This is a genomic window from Blautia sp. MSK17_66, from assembly GCF_020538025.1.
Taxonomy (GTDB): domain Bacteria; phylum Bacillota; class Clostridia; order Lachnospirales; family Lachnospiraceae; genus Blautia_A.
This window is the reverse complement of sequence record NZ_JAJBNQ010000027.1, coordinates 33283-56247: the sequence shown is the minus strand read 5'-3', so window position 1 is coordinate 56247 and position 22965 is coordinate 33283. Positions and strand designations below refer to the sequence as shown.

Sequence of the window (22965 nt, the reverse complement as noted above, 5' to 3'; positions counted from 1 at the left end):
ATCCCGCATAAAATCAAGGTATATTAGAATGTAGAATTTACTTTTTCATTCAAGCTTTTCAAGACAGAGTTTTGACAGAATTTTGGGAATACAGGTAGAACAAAGCATATCTTTGGAAAAAAAAATAATCAGAGAAATCTCTGATTATTTGAAGCAGCCAGTACGGGAATCGAACCCGTGTTTTCGCCGTGAGAGGGCGACGTCTTAACCCCTTGACCAACTGGCCTTACTCTCTCTGCCGGTTCTATGCTCTCACTCCGACAGAATCGTATATGTAGTTTGTTTTAAGAAGTAAGAACTTCTTAAGCAGCCAGTACGGGAATCGAACCCGTGTTTTCGCCGTGAGAGGGCGACGTCTTAACCCCTTGACCAACTGGCCTTACTGCTCTCTGTCGGTTCTGTTCGCAACCGACTTGTTTAGTATATACCAGCCTTTTCAAAAATGCAAGTACTTTTTTTAATTTTTTTAAATTTTGAAAATGTCAATATTAAATGCGACACTTTTTTAACTTTTTTCAACTGATTTTCCGGATCTCTTCTTCAAACAGTTCGCCCGCCGAATGATAGTCGTGGATCTTCCGCGGATAATTATTCACCCAGCTTTCAATCGCAGATATTTCTTCATCCGTTTTTTCATCGAAGTTTGTTCCTTTCGGAATATGTCTTCTTATCATTTTATTTGTCACTTCGTTGCTTCCTCTTTCGTAGCTGCTGTATGGATGACAATAATATGTCTTTGTCCTGCTGCCTGCTCCCAGTGCTGAACGTTCAATTCCTTCACAGTCTGCAAATTCGCTTCCGTTATCCATTGTGATCGTTTTGAATACTTGTTTGAACATATCGCCCCACTTTCTTTCGATCGCGTCCAGCGCGTTGACAACTGCTGCCGCCGTATGTTCTGGCAACTTCATCACAATTTCATCGCGTGTTTTTCTTTCAGTCAATACCAGAAGACTGTTCTTCGATTTCCCGCGCTTTCCTTTTACTGTGTCCATTTCCCAGTGTCCAAACTCTTCGCGTGTTTCAATTTCTTCCGGTCTTTTTTCTATGCTTTCACCTGCTGATGCTCTCGCTTGTGTTTTCTTAACTTTTTTATATGTACGTTTCTTATTCTTTTTAACCGGAAGATTTTTATTTGTCAGGTGCAGAAAGATCCCTTTGTCAATATAGCTGTACAGTGTTGTTGTACAGATCATCACACTGAATTCACTTTCTTTTTGTTGCGCCTTAATTTCCCCCAGCACCGCCGCCGGACTGTAATCTTCTTTCATGATCTTTTCTTCAATATAATTCGCCAGTCTGATGTCATTCCCGATCTTCAGACTGCCCCCTTTGCTTTTCAGATTTTCTTCATATTTATCATGTGCAATATCAGGGCTGTATCTTTCTTCCGTTGTCAGATCTGAATTAAGCGCAGTAAAACGTCCTCTTTTTAACTCTCTGTATATCGTGCTTCTATGCACATGTAGCATGTCCGCGATCTCTTTGATTTTTACTCCCGCTTTTATCAATGCTTCAATTCTGATCCGGTCTGCTTTTGTCAAATGTTTGAACGTTCTTTCCATCTCCGCTTTCTCCTTCTATAAAAGAAGCCGCAGGCGATGATCATGATCGTCTGCGGTTCCTTGTAATTTATACAGCCTTATTTATCCCTTAATATTTTTTCGACAATTAGTTTTTCAATATAGTCAGGGCAACTTCTTTCCCCATTTTCCCAGTTTGTCAGCGTTCTATATGGAATTTCTAGCCACTCTGACAATTCTCTTCTGCTCATATTTTTCTGTTTGCGTGCTTCTTCTATTTTCATTCTATTCGCTTCCTTATATTCTGCATTCTTTTTCAATCATTTCATTGATAACGCTTTCGTCATACCCTCTTCCGTAATATTTGAAGATAACGCTTCCATCGTCAAATACTATCCAGTCACAATTAGTATCATTTAAAATTCCATCAAGTGCAACATCAGTCGGCAGTTCATGCCCGAACATTGAAAAATAACCAGCAGCTTCATCTATTGATGCAAAACTAAAAACTTCCCCGCCTTCTTCTTTGCATATCATGATATAATCATGCTTTGTGTATCCTTTTACAGCTTTCATTTTCTTTGCACCCCTTGTCTTTTATTTTTTTCCTGCTATAATCTAATTAAGCACTTGGGGCGGTTAGCAGGAATGTTTAGGTATCCGCCCCCTGTGTGATCCCTTATTCTATTTTATTTTCTTATTTCTTCAAGTATCTTGTCAATATGTTCCACGGTATGTATTTCTCCGTTTGTCCTTGCTACTTCTCTAATTGATACCAACATCGCTATTAAATCGGCTTTGCTCATTTCTTCGTTCTCCATTGTTTTCTCCTTTCCTGCTGTTCCCTTGTTACAATTATATTATATACCCATTGAGCCTATTTGTCAATCTTTTTTTACTCATTGAGCTACTTTTTTACAAAGAAAAAACACTATGATTCCATAGTGTCATCTTCTTCAAGCAGATCATCAACCGTCACATTCAAAACCTTTGCAAATAGCTTCAGTTCGTAATCGGTCACAAACCTTGTCCCTATTTCAATTCTGCTTATACTGTCGCGTTCCAGTGTTATCCCTTGCAGCTGAATTTTCGCAGCCAGTTCCATCTGCGTCATTCGCTTTTTCAATCGTTCAATCCGAATCCTGTCACCGCATAGATTCTTTTTGCCTTTATAGGTGTATATCTTCATCCTTCATTCTCAATCCCTTGTGTTAATGTTCAGCATCATTCTTGACATTAGCACTTTTTTCACCTATATTTGTGTTAATGATCAGAATTGCAGAAAACTGATCAAATATTATTATATAACGAAGGGGGCTTTTCCTATGTTTGGTAAAAAAGCAGATGACAAAATCGCCAAGAAACAGGCGGAGCAGGAAGCAAAAGACAAGGCGGCTATGGAAAAATTCGGTGTTGATTTCGACAGTTACACTTCGGACGACATCAAAGAAAAGAATGTCGCATCCCTTAAAGAAATCGCATCCAGTCTTGCAGGTTCAAAAATGTATTCTTTCGGAAGTCTTTTAAGTGGAAATTCAAATGAAACTTTCGCACTGGAAATGTCACGCGCACAGGTTGAACAGAATTTCATTCTTATGCGTCAGAATGAAGAAATCATCCGCCTGTTGAAACAGATCGCAGAAAAATAATTTTCTTCTTTTTTGTACATATTGTCATCGCATAGATTCCGATCAGCGTCATGTATTTGATCTGTTTTCGTGATATTGCACAAAAGGCAGCGACCGTTCTTTGATCGCTGCCTTTTCATTATTCCATTTTCTTACCTTTTAGGTACTCACAAAACAGCTTGTCTTCCTCTTCGTCCGCTTTCTTCGCTACCGCTGTTATTGATAACATGAAAATAGTTGTCACAGATCCAAACGCCGCAGACACGATTGCTGTGACGATGTATGATACCGGAACCATCGTTATTCCTCCGGAATAAATTCTGTGTGTTCTGGATCTCCCGAAATCCAGTATCCGTCTGTCGTCTTATAAAGTACCCTGTCACCGATCTTTGCTTTCTTCTCGACTTTCTTTTCATCAAACATCGTCACGCCACAAATCGCATCGTCTTCAAACGAAGGTCTTCTGCGAAGGCGAAGTCTTCCTTCAAACACTCTGCGGATCGTTCCATGTACTTCTTCTTCGCTTCTGGCTGCTGCCGCCGCTGCTTCAACGTCTTCTGCTGTGATTTCGTCCATTATTTCTTTCACTTCTTCAGCCGAAACTTCACCAACTTTTTCTCCGGTTTCATCATATGCATTCACAGATCCATCCGGTTTTTCTTCCAGTGCTGCATCATCTGGAACGTCATCTGTCACCTCAACTTTCAGCGGATACAGTTTTACACCTTCTTCATCCCATACTGACAAGCCATCCTTTTCTGCTGCCTTTTTTGCGTTCTGGATTGTTTTGTATCCCTTATTCGCTTTTTCATCGAAAGTGTTTCCAACATAAAACATCTGTTTCCCTCCTTCTTATTTTGCTTTCAGGTAACTGATTGAACTGAATCCGATATACTCCACTCCATCAAGCGTCACAGTAATGTATAACCATTTCGTTCCATTCGATGTATTATAATAGCCGTAATTATGCACTGTGGTTCCTTTCGGAATACAGCACAAAGCCTTTTTGTTCTTTCCAGCGTCGTTTCTGCAATACAGATCAGCTGTTGTGACGTAGGATCCCGCCAGCTTCTTGTCGTACTCTCTCGCATAGCATGTTGACTTGACGGTTTTGCTGATGGTCTGATCTGCCGGCTGTGGCTTCGTAGTTGTTGCCGCTGATCCATTCAGAATTCTGTTTACTTCTTTCTGAATAGCATCCGGATCATAACCACTTGCCGAAAGTGCTTTTCTTCTTGCTTCTCCGTTCCCCCACTGTCCCGCAATTACTTCATGCGCTACGGTTGACACGCTCTTTCCCGGTGTATTTACTGGCTTGCTTTCCGCCTGATCACTGTCATATTTTGGTGTGATAAATCCTCGAATATATCTTCCATTCAGTGATACGGTTCTTTTCTTAACGCTGTCGCTGTAATTGCCTTCGGTAACGACAAAATATCCTGCTGCCTGATTAACATATGTAACCGTTCCAACATGATCCGGTGTTCCGGTATTATCGCCCACGCCGTTATCCTGCCAATCATACAGCACCGCTTCGCCCAGCTTCGGAACGTGTGCGTCATTTTCTTCCCATACGCCCATCTGCTTCGCTCTTTCAATCAGATAATAGCAGCTGATTTCAATCGGCATAATTGCCGTATATTTCAACGCGACGGCAAGTGCTGACCAAGTGCAAGCGCACCACGCCCATCCATACGCCATTTTTGTCCCGCGCGGGAATGCACCTGTGAAACTATTGTAAATATCAATAATTGATTTATATGATCCATCCGCTTCATTTTTTCCGATCCAGCTTTCTACCAGATCCACAACCGCCTGTCTTGAATACATTTTTGTACCTTCTTCCCCTGATTTATCCACATTGTCCACAACATACTGTTTAATCCACCGCACGCAACACTGATGTCTGCTTTCAAACTTTTTATCCCCCACCTGATTATCATTGCTTGTATCCTTCTGATCTAAGATCAGCGATGCATACACTGTATCAGGTGTGTATGGCTTTTTCGCTCTCGCAAAAATTCGTTTTACTGGTTTTGAACCACCAAGATGTTCTACTTCGCACCACATCATCTGTGCCTGTATATTATCAACGCCGTATGCTTCAGCTTCAGCGATATATTTTTCCATCAGTTCCTTGAATAAATCATCCTGACACTTCTTTCCTGCATCCGTTGTGATAATCGCAATCAATGCAGCTTTTTCTTTTGCTGTCGGATTCCATCTTGTAGCTTCCCAGTCTACTGACAGTTTCTTTTCGATTCCTGCTGTGTCAGCAGTCCTGAAGGCTTTCGGATCTGCCTTCAGGATCATCTGACACAATCTTCGACCTTCATTCCCATAATTTTGCGCCCAGCCTAATGTACACGTTTTTTCATTGTCTGCATTTGCTGCCTTTCCGGCATACGCACCATATTTTCTTTTTCCATATGTCTGCCCGCCAGATTCCACGCCGCCTATAATGTTGGTTAAAATTGTCAGATATTCTTTTTTCATTACTGTTCACCATCCTTTGACACAGATGCTTTTCGTGTCAAAACTTCGATTGCATTCTGGATCACTGTCGGAAGTGGAATTCCCATCAGTCCGGCATTTTCCGTGATGCTGATCAATTCATTTGCCATGAATCCAATGATCACTGCATTGCGAATATAATTTACGCCCAGCGCAAGATCCAGACGGTATGCAATCAACACAAACAGTAATGTCACACCTTTTCTGCACAGCCCCTTCCATCCGGCTCTGCTTTCCAACGCTCCGTTTTCCGTTTTTCTGCTGTTATGAAAAATTCCCGCAACAATCAGCCCCGATAAATAGTCAATCACCATAAAGATCACCAACGTCACAAGTGCCTGATCCCATCCACCGAAAGCAGCTGCAATCGCGCTTCCTACTACTCCAACAGCAGTGCAGATTCCTTCTTTCATGTCATATCCTCCTTAGTTTCATTTCGATCCTGTCAAGATCATCTTCTGCCTGTTTTCTTTCTTCCGAAAGATCGGCAGGGAAGACCGCGCCCGCGATCCTCTCCTGCTCGATCAGGACAGCCTGTTTTCTGACGATGTCTGCCAGCTTTTCCGTTACGTCGCACATCATATCGACGATTTCCAGCAGACTTCCGGTTCCGCCTTCATACGGTTCCTTCACTTCGCCCATGTCTGCCACTCCTTACTGCTCTTCGCTCTCTTTGATCAGATCTTCGCATCCACTTTCGATCAGGATCTGTTCGACCTTATCTTTCAGAAGACGCGGCACTCTTTTGTACAGTGCAATCGCTTCTTCTTTTGTTTCCGCATACATGATCTTCTGCGCCCATAACATAGCCATCATCGTTTCACCCTCCTTCCCGAATAAAATTTTGTATATTGAATGCCTAACAAAATTAAGCATATACAAGCTCCGACATTTCCAGCAGGCAGGATTCCAGCATTTCATTCTTTTCCTGAAGTTTCTGAATTTCAACAGTCATTTCTGCCCGCGTCATTCCCCCGCTTTCCGGATCCGGTTCATCATCTTTCATGTCTTCGTCTTTTCCAGCCTGATCAGTCTTCCCGTACTCCCAGTATTTTTCAAAGTCATCTTCGATCTGTTTTGTCGTGATCGTACTGTCCGCCGGAAGTTCAAACACTACTTCATCAAAACGGTACATCTTCCGATCCTTTGCATCTTCCTGACGGTATTCCTTGATATTGTCCGCCATCCTGACGGTCATTGCGCCACCCGGAAGATTTTCCATCATTACCTTTTCCGGCTTCTGATCTGCATCTACGTTCAAGTAAATCATGCAATTCCTCCATTCTTTTCTGATATTCCAGTTGTCCATAGAATCCATTTACGCAATGCGCCACCTGAAGCAGTTCTTCCGTGTGGTATCTTTCTTGTAAATGGAATGAATCAGATTGTTCAATATAGCTGTTATACGATATTATCTTCTGCGCCCGTTCACGGCGCAGTGTTCCATCACGCTTCAGTTCTCTATATCCACGGATCAGCTGTCGTCTTGCCCTTTTGAATACGCGCCGCCGGATCGTGATGTGTGTTCTGCTGATTCTGTATCCTGCCATGTCCAGCATCGGTACGCCCCTTTGCCCCGGACGCGGCAGGTTCCGCCTTCGCTTTTCTTCTTCAATCGGCAACAGCTTGATAATTCCTGTCGTTTCTTTTATTTGCAAGTGCTGATTCTTTGTCATTCACTTGTCCAATGCTTTTACTGCCCGCTGTTCTCCTTTTATGGATCCGGATCCTATCGAAAAATCATCCATAAATGTTCCGCAGCGTATAACATACGGTATCTTTTTTCCTCTTCGCGTCGATCCCAGTGTATACAGATAGCGGATCGCATACGACATCGCAAAATTAAAGAGCCATGCATCAAGATACCCGCCGATGATCAGATGTCCGCCCGGTGCGACGCTCTTTAAATATTTCAGCAGCCCGATCGCATATCTTGCTTTCGGAATTTCCATCATCACCAGTTCTATACATACATCGTATTGAAGTGAAGCATATGCATGTACAACATCTGTTTTTCTCACATATTCAATTCCCAGCGATTCCTTCAGGAAATAACGCAACATCTGATCTTTCAGCATTGTCTGCCCGTGTCCCGGAATGCTTGCATGTTGCGTTGGAAGCAATCGCGCCTGAATCAATGGTTCTATCATCAGTTTCGTAATATGACCGATCAGCTGATGCATAATACACAGCAGTGCAATGTCCCTGATCTTTCCCGTCATTCCATCCGGACGCTGCCGGATCGTCACTGGTTCCATATCGTCCGGTTCTATTCCGTGATCGACCAGATCTTCCACAATCCCAAGCATTGCCAAGCCAATCGCTTCAACAGCTTCATTTTTGTACTTCCACGATCCGGATAAATCATCTATTTTTATATCGTCGCGTGGAATTCCTGCATACTTTTCAATAAACGTCAGTACATCGTTTCTTCTCCATTTTCCTTTGAAACATTCGACAACTGCCTGTTCGCACAGCTGTCTGCTTAACTTTTTATATCTCTTTTTATGTGCCATCTTATTTTTACTTTATGTGTGAAGCGGCTTTCGGTTGCGACAGATCCTTGAATCAGGATCCGTCTTGTTACTACTTGCCGCACGCATAACCCGCGGTTATACATGCCAGTTTCCCGGCTTCCGGTTTTACTGATTTTCGCTTATGCGCGGATATACAGACGCATTTCAGCAAGTTTTCACCTGCCTTCATAAATACATAAATTCGCGGACGACTGTTCCAGTTCGAGTTACCCGGCGCATTGTTGCCATTCTCCGCAGCCAGACCAGCATTCCCGCCATTGTTCAAGTTCGCAAAACGCCACGGGCAGCGAACCCCGGCGGAGTTGGTACCGTAGAAAGCCGATCCCGCGCCTGCATACCCTTTTTATTTTCTTTTCCTGTTAGGTGTGTATGAGTGGTCTTGCCCCTCTGGTCTGCTTACGCAGACCATTCACCCCGCTTTTTACCCGCGCCACAAAGCCGCGGACGACTGTGCCAGCTCGAGTAACCCGGCGCAGCGTTGCCATTCTCCGCAGCCAGACCAGCAAACCCGCCATAGTTCAAGCTCGCAAAACGCCACGGGCAGCGAACCCCGGCGGAGTAGGTACCGTAGAAAGCCGATTTAAAATAAGTCGTTGAAGATCCGCCGATCAGCTTCGGAAACAGCACACCCAACTTTGACTTGATAAATGCTTTCACATAGTTCCATCCGGACGGCATACTGGAATATACAATACCTGTATCTTCATAGTCCGCTGTGATTGATCCCGACAGTTTCTGACTGTCGCGGCACTGATACACAGTATAATCAAATCCTCCTGCTTCATTTGCAGTCGTGTCATACAGTGGATCCAGCCCGATCGTATATGATCCATCCAAAACTTCTACACCAGCAACACGAAGCGGTGTCTTTCCTGCTGTCAGGCTGAATGTGCATCCGTCTTTATGTCCCGGCAATGCTTCTGTTGCGCCCGAATGCCACGGCATAGTTGAAATACACGTTGTTGCTGTCGTTGTGATCGTTCCGCTGATGTCAAGATTGATCGCTGTGTATTCTGTTCCATTTACTGTTACTTTTTCGATTGAAGATACTTTCACCAGATCCGCAAGGTTACGCATCCATGCATTCCATCTGTCTTTATTCGACTGTGCGCCCATATCGCCAACCGATACCGTGGATCCGACAATGAATCCTGCTGCCTGACTTGCAGACAGAAGAACCCTTTTCACATTTTCTTCCGGCAACGCTACCATGTACTGACAGTTGTAACTTGTGCATCCTTCAGCGATGTTTGAGTTTTCCAGATCAAAATGTCTTAACTGCCACATACGAAGAATCCATCTTGTATCGCAGTCATTCCACAGTCCTTCATAAATTGTTTTCTGTCGTGCCTTCTGGATCCCCGCCGTTGCTGATGCGAAGTTATATGCCTTGATCCCTGCGCCGGATGTCAATGCGCCTTTGCTGTCCAGACCACCGGGGAATGTTGCGTGCCATGTGATCGGTCGCTTTTTATTTTTCGGATCCACATCCCCCGCATCTGGATAATAGCCGGATCCCCTTGTTGTTCTGAATGAAATATAATCATATGCACCGTCATTCCATTCTTTAATCCATAATGCAAGCGCAAATGTATATACTGGCGCATCTTCGCCAGTGATGTCAAAACCATCTTCACCTTCAAAATATGTGATATTCATGGTTCCGTCTTCCAGTGACAGCGCGTTTGCTCTGATATACCATGTCATCGGATCTTCATCCGCCCAGTCTTCGATCGCTTCAGTATTTTCTGTACACAGCTGTGCTGCCGCTTTATCTGCCAGATCATCCATCGGTGTCATTTTTGTTATTCCTGATACTGACGGATCATAGCTTCGCAGTGTGTACGTCTTTCCATTCCATGCCTGTGCTGCTGCTGTTGCAAACCTTGAAAGCAATTTATATTTGTCTGTTTCGCCCGCCGCCAGCGCACGCGGATACCATAACCAGAAAACCCGTGTTGTATTTGTTCCGTCAAGTAATTGTCTGCACGCAGCGTCAAGTGCTTCCGCCGAATTCTGTCCGCCGTTCAGTGCGATTGCTTCCAGTGCCGCCGCCATTCTCTCATGCTGTGCATAAGACGGAAATGATAAATCAATTCCTTCCATTCTTCTTTTCCTCCTGTTTACTCATTGATCAGTGTTAATACCAGATGTGGGATTCCCCGTTCTGTATAAATTGCGTATGCATATTTAATATTTGCATCTTTATCCAGCATATATGACGCTTCATTGATCTGCCCCGCTATTTTTACAGCTTCATTCGCCTTGTCCAGAACTTCTTGCGCCTGCTTCTGTCTTTCCTGTTCTGCTGTGACGCGATCGCTTTCCGCTGACACTCTGCCTTTTTCCGCGTTCACACGACCTGTTTCTGCCTGCACTCTGGCTTCCTCTGCCTTTACGCGACCTGTTTCTGCCTGCACTCTGTCTTCTTCTGCGTCCACGCGACCTGCTTCTGCCTTCGCTCTGGCTTCTTCTGCGTTCACACGTTTCGTTTCCTGATCAGCATACTGTTTCATTGTCTTATCGAAGATAGAAAGTTCATCGCCCGAAACGATCGCATCTTCATCTTTTACCTTTGCTTCAATCTCTATTTCAAAAGTGACCGATGTTACCACCTGCATCAGATCTGAAGATTTCACTTCTACTTCACACAATGCCGTTCCCGCTGCTGCCAGTGCCTGACTGTCCAATTCCACCATCACAACATTGTCCGTGAATTCACACGGTGTATATACCCTGTGTCTATCTGGTTTTCTGATGAAAGCTGTGACGCTGGATCCCGCTGGGATCGTGTATGGTTCCCCATGATCCAGTAGTACGGTTTCGACATATCTTGTTGCCCGATCTCCCTGTTTTGCAGACACCATATACTGTTTTGTCCCGCCCGACATTTCAATTTCAATTCGCTGAATTACTTTTTCAAGTGTCACTGTCTTCCCTCCTTTCTATAATCCGAGTTTTTTCAGGATCTGCTGCATTGTCACTTCGGATCCATCTGATTTTATGAATTTCACCCCATGCCTGAATATCGCATCAAACGTAAAATCCACTGCGTTTTCCACGGTTGCCTTCGATCCAAAAGCCACGCCGCGCCCACCATGCAAAAAATGCATTGCATATACCGCTGTTGATACGAAGTCAATGACGGTCACTGTATTGAATGTATCTTTCAGCACATAACGAACATCATATGAAAATTCTGTATTCAGATCCCCGCCGCAAACAGTTGTTGCTTCCCCGATCGGAAGTTCTTTTACTGCTGACGTATATACACCCTGACTTGAAAGTTTATACTGTATCTGAAGTGTTGCTTTATTCTTTCCGTTGCATGTTGAATATGTGCTGTCTGTCGTCGCTAAAAAATATACGCCTTCATTTTCCAGTGTTCCATCCTGTCCACACCTCATAGAATCCACCTGAATCGTCGGCGGGTTATATTCCACGACTGTCACTTTTGCAGTTTTTTCCGCCGTCCGTCCTCTTGTATCACGGATCTTCACCGTCACGTCCATGATCCCGTAGTCTTCCAACGTATATGACTGTGGCAACGCAGAAGGTGTTCCATAATATGTCCTGTCATTCAGTTCCATATTGACTGATACAATATCCGCACCGTATGACTTTGTGATATTCGCTGCGGTAATGGCTATATTGCTGTTATGTTCCACGAACATCCCCCACGCCGTAGGGACACGCCCTTTTGTATCTGCGATGGATATGGAATTGATCACCGGGACACAATCATCCGGGACTGTCGCCCTCACCGCAGTATCCCTTGATTGATATACCTGTGATCCAAACAGCACTTGAACTGAAAGTGTGCAGGATCCCGCTGTACTGTTTTTTATCTCTTCATTCCAGCTTTTCGGTATGGTGTAGCTTGTATTGATCTTTGTCGCCCCTGACGTTTTTTTGTCCAGCGTATACGACTTTGATCCAATCGCCCACTTGAATCTGTACGTTGCATCAGATGATAGTTTCACAGAAAACAGTGAATCTTCATTTGCATTTTCTATATTGATAGGAACTGCCGTCTTTCCATCAATTTCAAATTCCGAAGCCCCCGGATTAAATCCGTATGGTGTAAATGATCCCAGATCGTAAAATGAAAAGGTCATTTCTGTTCCTTCTTGTGTCGGATTCTGACCGTATACAATTTTGAAGAATGGTTTTCTGATTGTCAGCTTTGTTCCAATGTTCAGTGTTGCTTTTTTTACCCATATTTCTTGTGCTACGATGGTATTTAATGTAAAGTAGGAATTCACTGTCCATCTGTATTGTTTTCCATCAATGATCATGACTGATGGCATATCTTCTTTTTTTACACCCAGTAGCCAGTCATCTTCGTTTTGCGTGAATGTTACTGATGTGATTGTTGTTACATCTCCGCTGACATTCCCGGTGAAGACAGCCTTTGCATATATACTTGTGACTGGTACTTCTCTTCTTGTCGTACTCATACTTTTACTACCTCGAATATTCCATCATCGTCGATCAGCTGTTTGTATTCCTGTTTCTGTTTTTTCCTTTTGACGCTCTGTGTTGCCGTTTCTTCCACCTGCTCCGCTTCTCTCCATTTCACACCCATTCCGTACTGTGTAGATATGAAATCAAAGTATCCGCCGTCGTCTGCTGCTCCAACTGACCATCTTCGCACCGCTTCGACGTTTTCAATGTGCAGCTTATTGTACTGCACATATGCCACCGGAACGCCTTCCTGTCTGAATTCCAGTCTTTTGTCTGATAGCAATGTTGAAAACGGCAGTACCCCGCCATCTTGCTTTTTTCCGATCTCCATTCCATCATCCGTGTAATGGAAATACGTTTCATTCTCTCTTCTGAATTCTTCCAGTTCGTCGCCCTGCGATGTCACAGTTTCTTCGACCGACTTAATAGACATATCAAATGAATTTGCAGTCTGATTCAGTGCTGTTGAATATTCATTTGTCATTCTTTCAATGGTCTTTTCATTCAGCTGCGAAGCATAGTCTTTCGCTTCCTGTTCTGCTGCATAGGTCAGATCCCTTTGTTCTGTTCTGACCTGTTGAACCGATGTCATGATCCCGCTTTCTGAAGATTTAATTGCAGCCTGTGCCTGTTCGATTGTCCAGTATCCTTCATTCAGCGTTTTCTTTGTCCTTGCCTGTGCCTGATCCACTGCATCGGACTTCATTTTTTCTTCTGTTTCTTCCTGAAGCTGCGCAAAACTCTTTGTCACATTAGAAAGTTCACAGGTGTTTTTATCCGGATGCTGCGGATATTCCGTCATCTTCACGATCCGCTGTTTTTCTTTTGTAGCTTCCGTTTTTGAAATTAGATGCACTGTATCACCGATGTCATATTCCAAAATGCTGTATTCCTTTTTCTGCGATGCCAGATCCGCAACGTCAGCAGTATATGCTGTATACGGCTTCGATGCTGTGTCCAGCTTCGCAGTCGCGTCTTCGATCAGATTTTCAGTGATAGTGTATCGTTCATCTTTCCAATAGCGCGGAATCACTTTATCTGAATACTGATGATTGTCAATATACGGAACCCCCAGCATAATTTCCGGTGTGATCCCATCTTTTCCCACTGGATAAATTCTTGTGTAGAAATCATATGTATCTGATTTCAGTGTCAACTTCCGCAGGTTTAATCCTTCTATGAAATACGCTCCGCGATCCATTCCGATCGCTTCATATAGGTCTATTTTCTTCTGGATACTGTCGATCTTGCATTCGCATCTGTATGTGTCCATAACCTCCTGAAGTACATCCCAAGCATTGCACGTTTCATCAATGCTGACTGTTCTTCGCTTTGTTACTGTGCAATTTCCAACTGTCCAACCCGTTCCATCAAAAGCGAATTCCAAGCAGGCACGCGCCGTCTGTGTTACGCTCTCAAATCCATACAGAAATTCCTGTGATTCCAATTCTTCTATATTCAGCTGCGCTACATAACTGTTTTTATTTTCTCCTGTGCTTATTTCCTTCAGAACATATTCATCATCTTTTGTCCTGATATAATATTCAGCCCGCAGATTTTCAATTTCTGATCCTGTTTTCGGATAACTGAATGAAATCTGCTTATCTCCGGATGATAATGTTTTTTCAATTTTCAGATCATCCGGATCATCTATTCCTGCAATTCTCCGGTGCTGATCATCATATATTTGAAGCATATATCATCCCCCTTTATAACCACATCGGGGAATACCTAACTATCACCCTTGCGCCATTCGTTGAAAACGCAAGGTCATTTCTTCCCGTTTGCAGTTTAGGGAACGCCCACAGATCCACGGATCCGAAAGCGTTGCCCCCTTCCTTTGTTATTTTCCCGGTCTTCCCGTTAATCACAATCGTTTCGCCATTCATCAGGCTTTCAATAGTGTACGGTTCCCCGTTTAGTGTTATCTTATAGTTTGTCAGATCCGCTTTTGCTGTCACTTCAATGATGCAAGGTGTGTCCCTGCTTCCCTCTGCATACAGCTTTCCTTCCAGTTTCTGATCAAATAACGCTTCCGCTTCGTCGTCAAAAAAGAATCCATCAAATTCTAATGTCAGAATTCTTTTTTCCTTTTCAAGCGTTTTTTCGTAATCATCGCCAGTCAGAAACCCTTTATATTTTCCTTTGAATCCTCTGATTTCTTCCATAATGCAGGACGACCTGAAATTCTGCATAAAAGATGACATTGTTCTTTCCAGTGTCGCCCTGTTCTTTCCCCTGAAGTATATGGTCATTGTCATAGAACCCAGCGGAATATCTGTGTCGTACTCTGTCGGAAGAAGTGCTTTTGACATCATTTCATAGTTTGCCGTCATCTTCGGGGGCTTTGTTTCTGCCGTCAGCAATGTCGCCCCGTATCTTCTGACGTCAATCCCGTTTATGATCATGCTTTACCTCCTCCGTTTTATTTCATTTGTGAATTTTTCTTCCACTTTTGAATATACTTTCGTTGCCACGACTTCGCCGTCCATTGTTACATAGACATATACCGTTGTTCCTGTCATAATTGCATCCAGCTTTTTATCCAGCATGTCGCCCAGTCTGTCATAGAACTGTTTCAATGGAAGGATGGCTTCTGCTCCCGCTTCTCCTCCTGCCAGCAATGTGTCGCCTGCTGCCCCGAATGCGGTCGGTTTTGTCATAATACCGCCGTTCTTATACCAGCTAATGCTGAAATGTGGAACTGATGGCGGATTCAAACTGAATGATCCGCTGATAGACGGATGCGGCAGTTTCAAATACGGCAGTGACCAGCTGAAGTTGAATTTTGATCGGATCGCGCTGATCGCATTTCCTACCGCAGTTTTTGCTGCATTGATCGGTGTTGTGATCGCTGTCTTGATTGCGTTCCATGTTGAAGACGTTGCTGATTTCACGCTATTCCATACAGAACTTATCGTTGACTTAATCCCGTTAATCGCAGATGTCACTGCTGACTTTGCGGCATTGATCGGTGTTGTCACCGCAGTCTTCACTGCATTCCATGCCGTCGATGTTCCTGTTTTGATCGCGTTCCAGATTGTTGTCACTGTTGTCTTTACTGCATTGAATACAGTCTGCACCGTCGTTTTGATCGCATTTACGACAGTCTGCACTGCCGTTTTGATCGCATTCCACACTGTTGTGATGACTGTTTTTATTCCATTCATTACAGGCGTGATCACGCTGTCTTTCATGAAATTCCATGCCGTCTGTACTGCGGACTTTATTGCATTTATCACTGTCGTGAATGTTGTTTTGATGGTATTCCATACCGTCGTGATCGTTGTGCTGATCGCATTCATCACTGGTGTGATCACATTATCCTTCATGAAATTCCATGCCGTCTGTACCGCAGACTTTATTGCATTTATCACCGTTGTGAATGTCGTCTGAATCGCATTCCATACCGTCGTGATCGTTGTGCTGATCGCATTCATCACTGGCGTGATGATATTATCTTTCACAAAATTGATTGCTGTCTGTACCGCACTTTTGATTGTTTCCCATACGCTTATGATCGTATCTCGACAATTTTCCCAGATAAACCGGAACGGTACGGTTATCAATTCAAATGCGGCTTTGATAACTTCCACTATGAACATGATCGCAACCTGAACCACATTCTTTATTGTTTCCCACACATTAGACACGACATCTTTTACAGCATTAAAGATTGTGCTGATTGTATCGTGTACGGTCGTGCAGAACGCCGTCACGTTTGTAACAATTCCATTCCACACCGTTGTGCAGAATGTTGAAATCCCATTCCAGATTCCTTCAAAAAACGAAGATATTCCGTTCCAGATTCCTTCAAAAAAGGTTTTCACTCCATTCCAGACAGTTTCCCAGTTAGTTCCAAACCATCCAAGAAAAACATCCGCTACGCCTTTGACTGCTCCGATTATTGTTGAAAAATATTCTTTCAGACCATCCCAGACGCTTGAAAAAATTCCTTTTACAGCTTCCCACGCACCAGACCAGTCGCCACTGAATACAGCAGAAAATACATCCCATATTCCAAGAATGACATTGAAAGCTGTTTGTAATGCGATTGCAATCGTATTGAAAGCAGCTTCCAACACTGGTGCAAGTAAATTACAGAATCCGTCCCAGATTGTTTTTATTGCTGACGTCACATCACTGAATGTAATTCCCAACGCTGACAGTCTTTCACTGATTCCTGCCGCAAATGTCGTGAAGGCATCTTTGATCTTCTGCCAGATCGCCGTGATCGTATTTCTGAAATCTTCATTCGTATTCCATAAGTGAATAATAACCGCCGTAATTGCTGCAATCGCTCCCACTACAATCGCCGCTGGTGATGTAATCAATCCCAGTGCTTTCGTGAATACCCCTGAAAATCCGCCTGCTTTTACAAGCCCGGCTGACAGCGTTCCAAGTGCGCGTGATACATTTGCGCTGAACGTGATCACTTTTCCCAATCCCATCAGCATCGGTGCAAGTGCTGCCACAAACATTCCGATGCGAAGAATTGTTTCTTTTTGTCCTTCGTCCATTGCATTCAGCTTGTCCACAAAGTTCTGAATATGTGTCACAATATCACGGATTTTTGGCATCAGAATTTCCCCGAAGCTGATAGCAAGTTCCTGAAGCTGCGACATCAGGATCGTGATCTGTCCCTGAAGATTGTCGTTCATTGTGTTTGCCATCTTTTCAGATGATCCGTCACAGTTGTCGATCGCTCCTGCCAGCTTTTCAAAATCTTTATCTGATCCGTTTATAATCGCCAGCATTCCGGACATTGCATTCTTTCCGAACAATGCCGCTGCTGCCTGTGCCTGTTCCGCTTCTGACAGTCCGCCCAGTTTCTGACGCAACTGTTCCATCAATTCACGCAACGAAAGCATCTTACCGGAACTATCTGTCAATGATATTCCATACTTATCCATCGCAGCCGCAACAGTATCTGTTGGTTTTGCAAGGTTTGTGATGGCTCCTCGCAAAGACGTTCCCGCCTGACTTGACTTGATACCTGCATTCGCCATCAAACCGATCGCAAGTGCAGCATCTTCTGCTGTGTATCCTAACGATCCAAGAACCGGGGCTGCGTATTTAAACGTTTCCCCCATCATCGACACATTGGTATTTGCATTCGATGATGCTGCCGCCAAAATATCAGAAAAATGACTGGAATCTTTTGCCGAAAGTCCGAAGGCGGTCAGGGCATCTGTTACGATGTCAGATGTCGATGCAAGATCTTCACCTGATGCTGCCGCAAGATTCATGATGCCCTCCAAGCCGTCCATCATGTCCTGCGTCTTCCATCCAGCCATCGCCATATACTGCATACCCTGTGCAGCTTCTGATGCGCTGAACTTTGTTTTCGCGCCCATTTCACGGGCTTTTCCTCGCAGTTTATCAAGATCCGTTCCTGTTGCTCCGGAAATCGCTGATACTTTCGACATTTCACTGTCAAAATCTGCTGTCGTCTTAACAGCCGCAACTCCAAGTCCTGCGATACTGGTCGATAACGGAAGAAGTTTCTGCCCTACACTCGTTAATGTGCCGCCAACCTTTTCTGCTTTTGCTGCATATCCGTCAAACGGCGCGCGCGCAAGTTCTGCGTTCACATTTTTCAGTTCCGCTTCCATTTCAGTCAGCGCAGCTTTCGACTGATTCACTGCCGCTTCCTGCTTCGTGATCGCTGTTTCTGTTTTTGTGATCTGGCTTTCACTGGTGGACAGCTGTGAAGACAGTTTTTCATATTCCGCCTTCAGCTTCTGTGTTTCTTCGCTGTCTTCGCCTGTCGCTTTCGCACTATCTTCATATGCTTTTTTTGCTGCTTCAACCTTTGTCTTCAGCTGATCGTGCGCTGTTTTTTGCAGTTCCAACTTCTGTTTTAAGTTGTCATACTGCTGTCCATTCTGCTGCACGATCCCCTTTTGAACATCTATCTTCGATGTCAGTTCGGTCACTCTTGCACGCAGGGCGTCCTGCGCGGATCCGCTTAACTTTGCTTGTGCCGCAGCCAGCGAATGCTGTGCCGTCAGGTTTTTCATTTCTGCTGCTGCCTGACGCATCGCCTGCTGATACTGCGACGTTTCTGCCCTAATCTCAATTAAGGTTTTAGCCATGTTTCGCGTTCCTTTCTTTACTTCTCATCGACCGTCCTAATCTCGAATGCCGCATGATCCAAAAGGCTCATGATGTCCGCTTCCATGCACTGCTGATATGAGTTTTTCATAAGATTGATACAGATCTTCACTATCCGATCCACATTTTCCCTGCATATCTTCCACAGGTTTTCGCCCGGATCTTCATCGTTGTATCCATTTTCTTCGTCATATTCGTCGAAAGCAGATTTTTCTTTCTGTATCTTTTCAGGATGTTCTGGATTAAGATCCAGAAATTTCTTCGTGATCACATCCTGCATCATGAAATGGATTTCTTTCACAGCTGACAATACATCTTCCGGATCTGCTTCTTCCACCTCCCGCTGCCTTGCTCCGAATACTACCATTAAGATCTTCGTATTCGCTTCAAAAGCATCCCTGATCGAATCACTGTCATTCCGTTCCATGATTTCCGTATATCTGCGATACATTTCCACTGAAATCGTCGTGCAGACATATTCTTTGTGTCCACACGGCAGAATCAGTTCCGGCATCACTTGCCATTTGTAAAATTTTTCGCGAAGTCTTCCGTTCTTTTATCAACCTTTTCACCCACTGACACATCCATCAGTGCAAATTCCATCACGATCGAATCTGGTGTCATTCCGGTTTCAGCATCCAGCATGTCATCTGTTGTGAACTGGTTTCCGTACATTTCAACAATAACGTCCATCATATCCATGAACTGCTGTCTTGTGTACAACGCCCGTTTCGCTTCTGTGTCCATAATGCTGTCGCGCACTTCCAGATAGCGCAAATATGCCATCGTGGACATCTTCTGCGGCATCGTATATTCTTTGTTGCCGATGATAATTGATCTTTTCTTTGTTTTAGCTGCTGCCATTTCTTTTCCCTCCTGTTTTATGCTGCATCCGGTTTTTCCTTAACTTTTGAAAACCAGTCTTTGATCGCTGCCGCCGCTTCTGTATGTTCCGTAAGAAGATTGCTTTCATCAACGCTGCATTCATATCTTCCATCCATCTGACGGGCATAAAAATCGCCCTTCAATGTTGCTGTCTGCGTTGTTTTTGTTTCCCCTTCTGTTTCGTAATTGTCTTCAAATCCCTGACCGAATCTTCCACAGTACAGCCATTTGAATTCATACTTACCGTTCAGCTTCTTTGCACGCCATCCAAGCGCAAGTTCCGGTGCTTTGTCATCCTTTGTCTTGATCAGGAAGCCTTTTTCATACAGATGTCCGAACACCTGCGACTTATCCTGCGGTGCCAAACTGTTCACTTCCAATTCCACGCTTGTCCCTTTGTATGACATATTTACGTCTTCAACTGAATCATCACTGTAAATTTTTTCAGTTTCAAATTCATCGCTGATCTTTCCTGTGATCGCGCGTGCCAGCTTTGACGGTGTTTCTGCCGCGTATTCTGTTTCTGTATTCGTTGTAACTTTTGCGATATGAATATCTCTGAACGATACAGTCCTGCTTCGCACGATCTTTTCTTTTTCTGCTGCCATGTTTATTCCTCCGTTTCCTCTGCTTCTTTCAAAATTAAAAATCGCATCGCATTGATAAAGATCCCCGTATCTGTTTCAATCTGATCATTTCCTTCCTGAAATAGAAATCCGTTTTCCTTCATCAATTTTTTTATTCTTTTCACAAGTGCCTGCTGATCGCTCCGTGACCAGATATTCACTTGTATGCTTGCTGCTTCAATTTCACATTCATCATCTGAATGTGCATCTTCTGTGTCTTGTAGCTTCCACAGTGTCACATGAAGCCGTTTCAGGCTTTCGTCATACCATCCTTGCTGTACGATTGTTCCTTCATCTGAAATCGGCTTCAATGCTGCCGCCGCCAATCCAATAACATCCACTGTTTTATCCTCCCAGTTTTTCGTTCAATGCTTTCTGGTACTCTTGATCAGCTATCATGTGATATTCGCTTTCGCACTCCGATTTCGTATTATTCAGGAAGTCCCGTGGCGGCATTTTCGATGTCCCCCACTCCACAAACTTCATGTAAAACCAGTTTTGCGCGTCGCCATTCAATTCCCATCCGACTTCGCCTTTTTTGGTCGTTACCTTTTTAGGAATGTTATCCCGCGCATGTCCCGGCGGTCTGTATCCATTCCGTCCTGACTTTGAATTGTCAGCAGATCTTGCCATGTGTGCCTTCATCTTCGGTTCTGTAATATCGGCGGATCTCTGAAATATTTTTTTATTGATCGCTCCGATTTCAGCACTTGACGACAGGGCTTCCACGCCGCGCTGTACTTCTTCAAATCCTTCAAATCGGAACGATATTTCCATCTCTGTTTCCTCCTGTCAGTCGCGTCTGTTGGCTTTCAGTTGCACATACTGCCTGTCATTCTGTTTGAAATCCGTTGCATAAATGTCATATCTGTCGCCTTCAAATTCGATCAAGAAATCTTTTGCATGTGCTTTAATCTCTTTTATACGTCTGCAATATCTCACTTCAAATACGATTGCATTTTCCAGTCTGACATCAAGTGCTTCATATAATTCCTGCCCGTAAAGGTTTCTGATCTCACACCATGCTTCATAAAACAGTGTCGGTTCTTTTTCCTGCTGCCGTCCGTTTTCCAGACTTTTGTTTCGCTTATAAAATTTGATCCTTGCTGTTGCCATGCTATCCCCTTAACGTTTCTTTCAGCATCATTGACTGAATCGCGTACCTGATGCGTTCCGTTGAATCAGATGTGATTTTCCCGTTGTTGTACATTCGATCCCTGTGATCGTATAATTCCTTCACATATGAACAGATTAGTATTTTCTGCCTATTTGTTGGCTTTTCCGGATCGAATGACGGAATCAGTTCCTTCATTTCGTCGATGACAGCATCATGCATTAGTTCGATCATGCTGTCATCGTCTGTATAATCGACGCGCAGATACTGCTTCAATTCCTTTAGGCTCATATCATCACGCCCCTTTTGTGTTAGCCAGCCACAGCAACGCTGATTTCGCCTTTAACAACCGCAGTTTCATCAACGGACTGAACGTCAAATCTGTCACGAACCTTGATTCCCGTCAGATCCTTCGCCCACAGATCTCCCGCTTCAGTAGAAAGTTCGATCGTCATTTTCTCGCGGTCGAACAGGGTAACAGCTTCCTTCAGATCTCCCATGTATACCGGATATTTGTAACCAGTCACATCGTTTTTGTCAGATCCCGATCCGCCTTTTAATACATTTGTGCTTTTCAGCGTCTTATTGCTCACAACCTTTACCGGATACTTGCCAAAAAGAAGTGTCTTTGTTGCATCTGTCGGATCCGGCTGCATGATGTACTTGCCATCCTTATCCTTCAGTTTGTCCATGTAGTTAAAGCCATCCTGATTCGTCAATACAATAGAACTTACTGCAATCGCCGGATCCAGCTTCACGTTGAATACGTCTTTGAAATCATCAAAAGTCGCAACCGCAACTTCTTTTCCTTTTGTGATCGTGTTAATCACATTCAAAATTGCAGCATTTCTTGTCGCTCTCGACTTCTTTGCGATCCATTTATTCAGGTATGCAAGGATATTCACAGCAGTATCCTGAAGCAGTTCGCGTGTTGTCTTCAGAATTCCCCCCTTTTTCTTGATTGCATACTTGATCTGTTTCAGGTTCGGTGTTTCTTCCTCTTCAAATTCTCCGCCTTCATCCACATCGCCCCAAGGTGTACTGTCTGCATCAACCTCGATCACACGGGATCCACTCATTGTTGCTACTTTTTCAACATTGACGTACTGTTCCAGATCGTTTTCTGTACGGCGCAGTTCAATGATGTCTGTGCTTACATCCTCCGGAACCGTAAACCCTCCATCCTCGTCTTCGCCTTCCTTCATCATGTTTTTAAAGCTGTCCATGATCTCCTGATCTTCTTCCGGCATAGCACGTTTACGAAGACCACATACGATCCTGTTTACAAATGCTTTGCACACCTGCGCTTTGCTGTACTTTTTAGACTTCTGACCATCTTCAATTTTCTTCACTTTCCCATTGTGTAAAGAACCTTTGATTCCATCGTCATCGTCTTCTTCCATTTCCATCAGCATGTCGAATTCTTCCTGCATTCCACGAAGTTCCGCCATCTGATCCTTCATTTCCTGTGTTTTTCCCTGTCCCTGAAGACCTCTGATCGCATTTTTCTTGTCATTGATCTTCTTCAGCAATGCCCTTGCTTCTTTGCTCATT

At 43.9% G+C, this 22965-nt stretch carries 29 protein-coding genes and 2 tRNA genes; 1 reads left to right on the top strand and 30 read right to left on the bottom strand.

The window, feature by feature from the left end:
- Positions 1-154: 154 nt before the first annotated feature.
- The 7 genes from LIR34_RS14125 to LIR34_RS14095 form a co-directional block, all read right to left on the bottom strand.
- Positions 155-226 (bottom strand) — tRNA-Glu (locus LIR34_RS14125).
- 81 nt (positions 227-307) lie between these two features.
- Positions 308-379: transfer RNA gene (locus LIR34_RS14120), tRNA-Glu, on the bottom strand.
- Positions 380-515: 136 nt separating this feature from the next.
- Positions 516-1565, bottom strand: coding sequence for an IS30 family transposase (locus tag LIR34_RS14115; RefSeq protein ID WP_173903049.1), 1050 nt, complete (start codon positions 1563-1565; stop codon positions 516-518).
- Positions 1566-1642: 77 nt separating this feature from the next.
- On the bottom strand, positions 1643-1807 hold the full coding sequence (locus tag LIR34_RS14110; protein ID WP_161169758.1) for a helix-turn-helix domain-containing protein: 165 nt from the start codon (positions 1805-1807) through the stop codon (positions 1643-1645).
- A gap of 13 nt (positions 1808-1820) precedes the next feature.
- Positions 1821-2099 carry a hypothetical protein gene (locus LIR34_RS14105; RefSeq protein WP_173903048.1) on the bottom strand — a complete coding sequence of 93 codons (279 nt, stop codon included), beginning with the start codon at positions 2097-2099 and terminating at the stop codon, positions 1821-1823.
- A gap of 113 nt (positions 2100-2212) precedes the next feature.
- Positions 2213-2344 carry a hypothetical protein gene (locus LIR34_RS14100; RefSeq protein ID WP_005422810.1) on the bottom strand — a complete coding sequence of 44 codons (132 nt, stop codon included), beginning with the start codon at positions 2342-2344 and terminating at the stop codon, positions 2213-2215.
- Between the two features lie 110 nt (positions 2345-2454).
- Entirely contained in the window at positions 2455-2712 is a 258-nt protein-coding gene (locus tag LIR34_RS14095) for a helix-turn-helix domain-containing protein (protein WP_005422811.1), read from the bottom strand.
- A gap of 136 nt (positions 2713-2848) precedes the next feature.
- Between LIR34_RS14095 and LIR34_RS14090 the strand changes: the two genes are divergently transcribed.
- A complete protein-coding gene (locus tag LIR34_RS14090; RefSeq protein WP_055218497.1) occupies positions 2849-3172 on the top strand; it encodes a hypothetical protein in 324 nt (107 codons plus the stop codon).
- A gap of 118 nt (positions 3173-3290) precedes the next feature.
- On the opposite strand, the gene LIR34_RS14085 is transcribed toward LIR34_RS14090, so the two are convergent.
- From LIR34_RS14085 to LIR34_RS13975, 23 genes are all read right to left on the bottom strand, one after another.
- Positions 3291-3449: a hypothetical protein gene (locus tag LIR34_RS14085; protein ID WP_173903047.1), complete on the bottom strand. Its 159-nt coding sequence runs from the start codon at positions 3447-3449 to the stop codon at positions 3291-3293.
- A 2-nt stretch (positions 3450-3451) separates the two neighbouring features.
- Complete coding sequence (locus LIR34_RS14080) at positions 3452-3988, bottom strand: hypothetical protein (RefSeq protein WP_173903046.1); 537 nt, start codon at positions 3986-3988, stop codon at positions 3452-3454.
- 15 nt (positions 3989-4003) lie between these two features.
- Positions 4004-5647, bottom strand: a complete 1644-nt coding sequence (locus LIR34_RS14075; RefSeq protein WP_173903045.1) for a hypothetical protein — start codon at positions 5645-5647, stop codon at positions 4004-4006.
- The gene (locus tag LIR34_RS14070; protein ID WP_005422817.1) at positions 5647-6078 is read right to left on the bottom strand and encodes a phage holin family protein; all 432 of its coding nucleotides are present in this window, start codon (positions 6076-6078) and stop codon (positions 5647-5649) included. Before LIR34_RS14070 ends, LIR34_RS14075 begins: the two co-directional genes overlap by 1 nt.
- A gap of 1 nt (position 6079) precedes the next feature.
- Positions 6080-6307, bottom strand: a complete 228-nt coding sequence (locus LIR34_RS14065; RefSeq protein ID WP_173903044.1) for a hypothetical protein — start codon at positions 6305-6307, stop codon at positions 6080-6082.
- A gap of 12 nt (positions 6308-6319) precedes the next feature.
- On the bottom strand, positions 6320-6481 hold the full coding sequence (locus LIR34_RS14060) for a hypothetical protein (protein ID WP_167531105.1): 162 nt from the start codon (positions 6479-6481) through the stop codon (positions 6320-6322).
- A gap of 52 nt (positions 6482-6533) precedes the next feature.
- Positions 6534-6800: a hypothetical protein gene (locus LIR34_RS14055; RefSeq protein ID WP_005422823.1), complete on the bottom strand. Its 267-nt coding sequence runs from the start codon at positions 6798-6800 to the stop codon at positions 6534-6536.
- Positions 6787-7341 (bottom strand): hypothetical protein, encoded by a 555-nt coding sequence (locus tag LIR34_RS14050; RefSeq protein WP_173903043.1) that lies wholly within the window; start codon positions 7339-7341, stop codon positions 6787-6789. The genes LIR34_RS14055 and LIR34_RS14050 overlap by 14 nt, the downstream gene beginning before the upstream one ends.
- Positions 7342-8181: a hypothetical protein gene (locus tag LIR34_RS14045; protein WP_173903042.1), complete on the bottom strand. Its 840-nt coding sequence runs from the start codon at positions 8179-8181 to the stop codon at positions 7342-7344. It abuts the gene before it with no gap.
- A 417-nt stretch (positions 8182-8598) separates the two neighbouring features.
- Positions 8599-10308 carry a hypothetical protein gene (locus LIR34_RS14040; RefSeq protein WP_173903041.1) on the bottom strand — a complete coding sequence of 570 codons (1710 nt, stop codon included), beginning with the start codon at positions 10306-10308 and terminating at the stop codon, positions 8599-8601.
- Positions 10309-10325: 17 nt separating this feature from the next.
- Positions 10326-11132 carry a BppU family phage baseplate upper protein gene (locus LIR34_RS14035; protein ID WP_173903040.1) on the bottom strand — a complete coding sequence of 269 codons (807 nt, stop codon included), beginning with the start codon at positions 11130-11132 and terminating at the stop codon, positions 10326-10328.
- A gap of 15 nt (positions 11133-11147) precedes the next feature.
- The gene (locus LIR34_RS14030) at positions 11148-12662 is read right to left on the bottom strand and encodes a DUF859 family phage minor structural protein (protein ID WP_173903039.1); all 1515 of its coding nucleotides are present in this window, start codon (positions 12660-12662) and stop codon (positions 11148-11150) included.
- Positions 12659-14365, bottom strand: a complete 1707-nt coding sequence (locus tag LIR34_RS14025; RefSeq protein ID WP_173903038.1) for a phage tail protein — start codon at positions 14363-14365, stop codon at positions 12659-12661. Before LIR34_RS14025 ends, LIR34_RS14030 begins: the two co-directional genes overlap by 4 nt.
- Positions 14366-14378: 13 nt before the next feature.
- Positions 14379-15077: a phage distal tail protein gene (locus LIR34_RS14020; protein ID WP_173903037.1), complete on the bottom strand. Its 699-nt coding sequence runs from the start codon at positions 15075-15077 to the stop codon at positions 14379-14381.
- 3 nt (positions 15078-15080) lie between these two features.
- Entirely contained in the window at positions 15081-18767 is a 3687-nt protein-coding gene (locus tag LIR34_RS14015; protein ID WP_173903036.1) for a phage tail tape measure protein, read from the bottom strand.
- A gap of 17 nt (positions 18768-18784) precedes the next feature.
- Entirely contained in the window at positions 18785-19300 is a 516-nt protein-coding gene (locus LIR34_RS14010) for a hypothetical protein (RefSeq protein ID WP_173903035.1), read from the bottom strand.
- The gene (gene gpG, locus LIR34_RS14005) at positions 19300-19650 is read right to left on the bottom strand and encodes a phage tail assembly chaperone G (protein WP_173903034.1); all 351 of its coding nucleotides are present in this window, start codon (positions 19648-19650) and stop codon (positions 19300-19302) included. The genes LIR34_RS14010 and gpG overlap by 1 nt, the downstream gene beginning before the upstream one ends.
- Before the next feature lie 17 nt (positions 19651-19667).
- A complete protein-coding gene (locus tag LIR34_RS14000) occupies positions 19668-20279 on the bottom strand; it encodes a major tail protein (RefSeq protein ID WP_173903033.1) in 612 nt (203 codons plus the stop codon).
- A gap of 2 nt (positions 20280-20281) precedes the next feature.
- Entirely contained in the window at positions 20282-20638 is a 357-nt protein-coding gene (locus LIR34_RS13995; RefSeq protein ID WP_173903032.1) for a hypothetical protein, read from the bottom strand.
- Positions 20639-20642: 4 nt separating this feature from the next.
- Complete coding sequence (locus tag LIR34_RS13990; protein ID WP_005422849.1) at positions 20643-21074, bottom strand: HK97-gp10 family putative phage morphogenesis protein; 432 nt, start codon at positions 21072-21074, stop codon at positions 20643-20645.
- A gap of 15 nt (positions 21075-21089) precedes the next feature.
- Positions 21090-21413, bottom strand: coding sequence for a phage head closure protein (locus LIR34_RS13985; RefSeq protein ID WP_173903031.1), 324 nt, complete (start codon positions 21411-21413; stop codon positions 21090-21092).
- Position 21414: 1 nt separating this feature from the next.
- Complete coding sequence (locus LIR34_RS13980; protein ID WP_005422851.1) at positions 21415-21702, bottom strand: head-tail connector protein; 288 nt, start codon at positions 21700-21702, stop codon at positions 21415-21417.
- Between the two features lie 20 nt (positions 21703-21722).
- Entirely contained in the window at positions 21723-22964 is a 1242-nt protein-coding gene (locus LIR34_RS13975; RefSeq protein WP_173903030.1) for a phage major capsid protein, read from the bottom strand.
- Position 22965: the final 1 nt, after the last annotated feature.

Coding starts and splice junctions, on each gene's coding strand:
- LIR34_RS14115 (WP_173903049.1), bottom strand. CDS start 1,565: ATGGAAAGAACGTTCAAACATTTGACAAAAGCAGACCGGATCAGAATT.
- LIR34_RS14110 (WP_161169758.1), bottom strand. CDS start 1,807: ATGAAAATAGAAGAAGCACGCAAACAGAAAAATATGAGCAGAAGAGAA.
- LIR34_RS14105 (WP_173903048.1), bottom strand. CDS start 2,099: ATGAAAGCTGTAAAAGGATACACAAAGCATGATTATATCATGATATGC.
- LIR34_RS14100 (WP_005422810.1), bottom strand. CDS start 2,344: ATGGAGAACGAAGAAATGAGCAAAGCCGATTTAATAGCGATGTTGGTA.
- LIR34_RS14095 (WP_005422811.1), bottom strand. CDS start 2,712: ATGAAGATATACACCTATAAAGGCAAAAAGAATCTATGCGGTGACAGG.
- LIR34_RS14090 (WP_055218497.1), top strand. CDS start 2,849: ATGTTTGGTAAAAAAGCAGATGACAAAATCGCCAAGAAACAGGCGGAG.
- LIR34_RS14085 (WP_173903047.1), bottom strand. CDS start 3,449: ATGGTTCCGGTATCATACATCGTCACAGCAATCGTGTCTGCGGCGTTT.
- LIR34_RS14080 (WP_173903046.1), bottom strand. CDS start 3,988: ATGTTTTATGTTGGAAACACTTTCGATGAAAAAGCGAATAAGGGATAC.
- LIR34_RS14075 (WP_173903045.1), bottom strand. CDS start 5,647: ATGAAAAAAGAATATCTGACAATTTTAACCAACATTATAGGCGGCGTG.
- LIR34_RS14070 (WP_005422817.1), bottom strand. CDS start 6,078: ATGAAAGAAGGAATCTGCACTGCTGTTGGAGTAGTAGGAAGCGCGATT.
- LIR34_RS14065 (WP_173903044.1), bottom strand. CDS start 6,307: ATGGGCGAAGTGAAGGAACCGTATGAAGGCGGAACCGGAAGTCTGCTG.
- LIR34_RS14060 (WP_167531105.1), bottom strand. CDS start 6,481: ATGATGGCTATGTTATGGGCGCAGAAGATCATGTATGCGGAAACAAAA.
- LIR34_RS14055 (WP_005422823.1), bottom strand. CDS start 6,800: ATGTACCGTTTTGATGAAGTAGTGTTTGAACTTCCGGCGGACAGTACG.
- LIR34_RS14050 (WP_173903043.1), bottom strand. CDS start 7,341: ATGACAAAGAATCAGCACTTGCAAATAAAAGAAACGACAGGAATTATC.
- LIR34_RS14045 (WP_173903042.1), bottom strand. CDS start 8,181: ATGGCACATAAAAAGAGATATAAAAAGTTAAGCAGACAGCTGTGCGAA.
- LIR34_RS14040 (WP_173903041.1), bottom strand. CDS start 10,308: ATGGAAGGAATTGATTTATCATTTCCGTCTTATGCACAGCATGAGAGA.
- LIR34_RS14030 (WP_173903039.1), bottom strand. CDS start 12,662: ATGAGTACGACAAGAAGAGAAGTACCAGTCACAAGTATATATGCAAAG.
- LIR34_RS14025 (WP_173903038.1), bottom strand. CDS start 14,365: ATGCTTCAAATATATGATGATCAGCACCGGAGAATTGCAGGAATAGAT.
- LIR34_RS14020 (WP_173903037.1), bottom strand. CDS start 15,077: ATGATCATAAACGGGATTGACGTCAGAAGATACGGGGCGACATTGCTG.
- LIR34_RS14015 (WP_173903036.1), bottom strand. CDS start 18,767: ATGGCTAAAACCTTAATTGAGATTAGGGCAGAAACGTCGCAGTATCAG.
- LIR34_RS14010 (WP_173903035.1), bottom strand. CDS start 19,300: ATGCCGGAACTGATTCTGCCGTGTGGACACAAAGAATATGTCTGCACG.
- gpG (WP_173903034.1), bottom strand. CDS start 19,650: ATGGCAGCAGCTAAAACAAAGAAAAGATCAATTATCATCGGCAACAAA.
- LIR34_RS14000 (WP_173903033.1), bottom strand. CDS start 20,279: ATGGCAGCAGAAAAAGAAAAGATCGTGCGAAGCAGGACTGTATCGTTC.
- LIR34_RS13990 (WP_005422849.1), bottom strand. CDS start 21,074: ATGGAAATATCGTTCCGATTTGAAGGATTTGAAGAAGTACAGCGCGGC.
- LIR34_RS13985 (WP_173903031.1), bottom strand. CDS start 21,413: ATGGCAACAGCAAGGATCAAATTTTATAAGCGAAACAAAAGTCTGGAA.
- LIR34_RS13980 (WP_005422851.1), bottom strand. CDS start 21,702: ATGAGCCTAAAGGAATTGAAGCAGTATCTGCGCGTCGATTATACAGAC.
- LIR34_RS13975 (WP_173903030.1), bottom strand. CDS start 22,964: ATGAGCAAAGAAGCAAGGGCATTGCTGAAGAAGATCAATGACAAGAAA.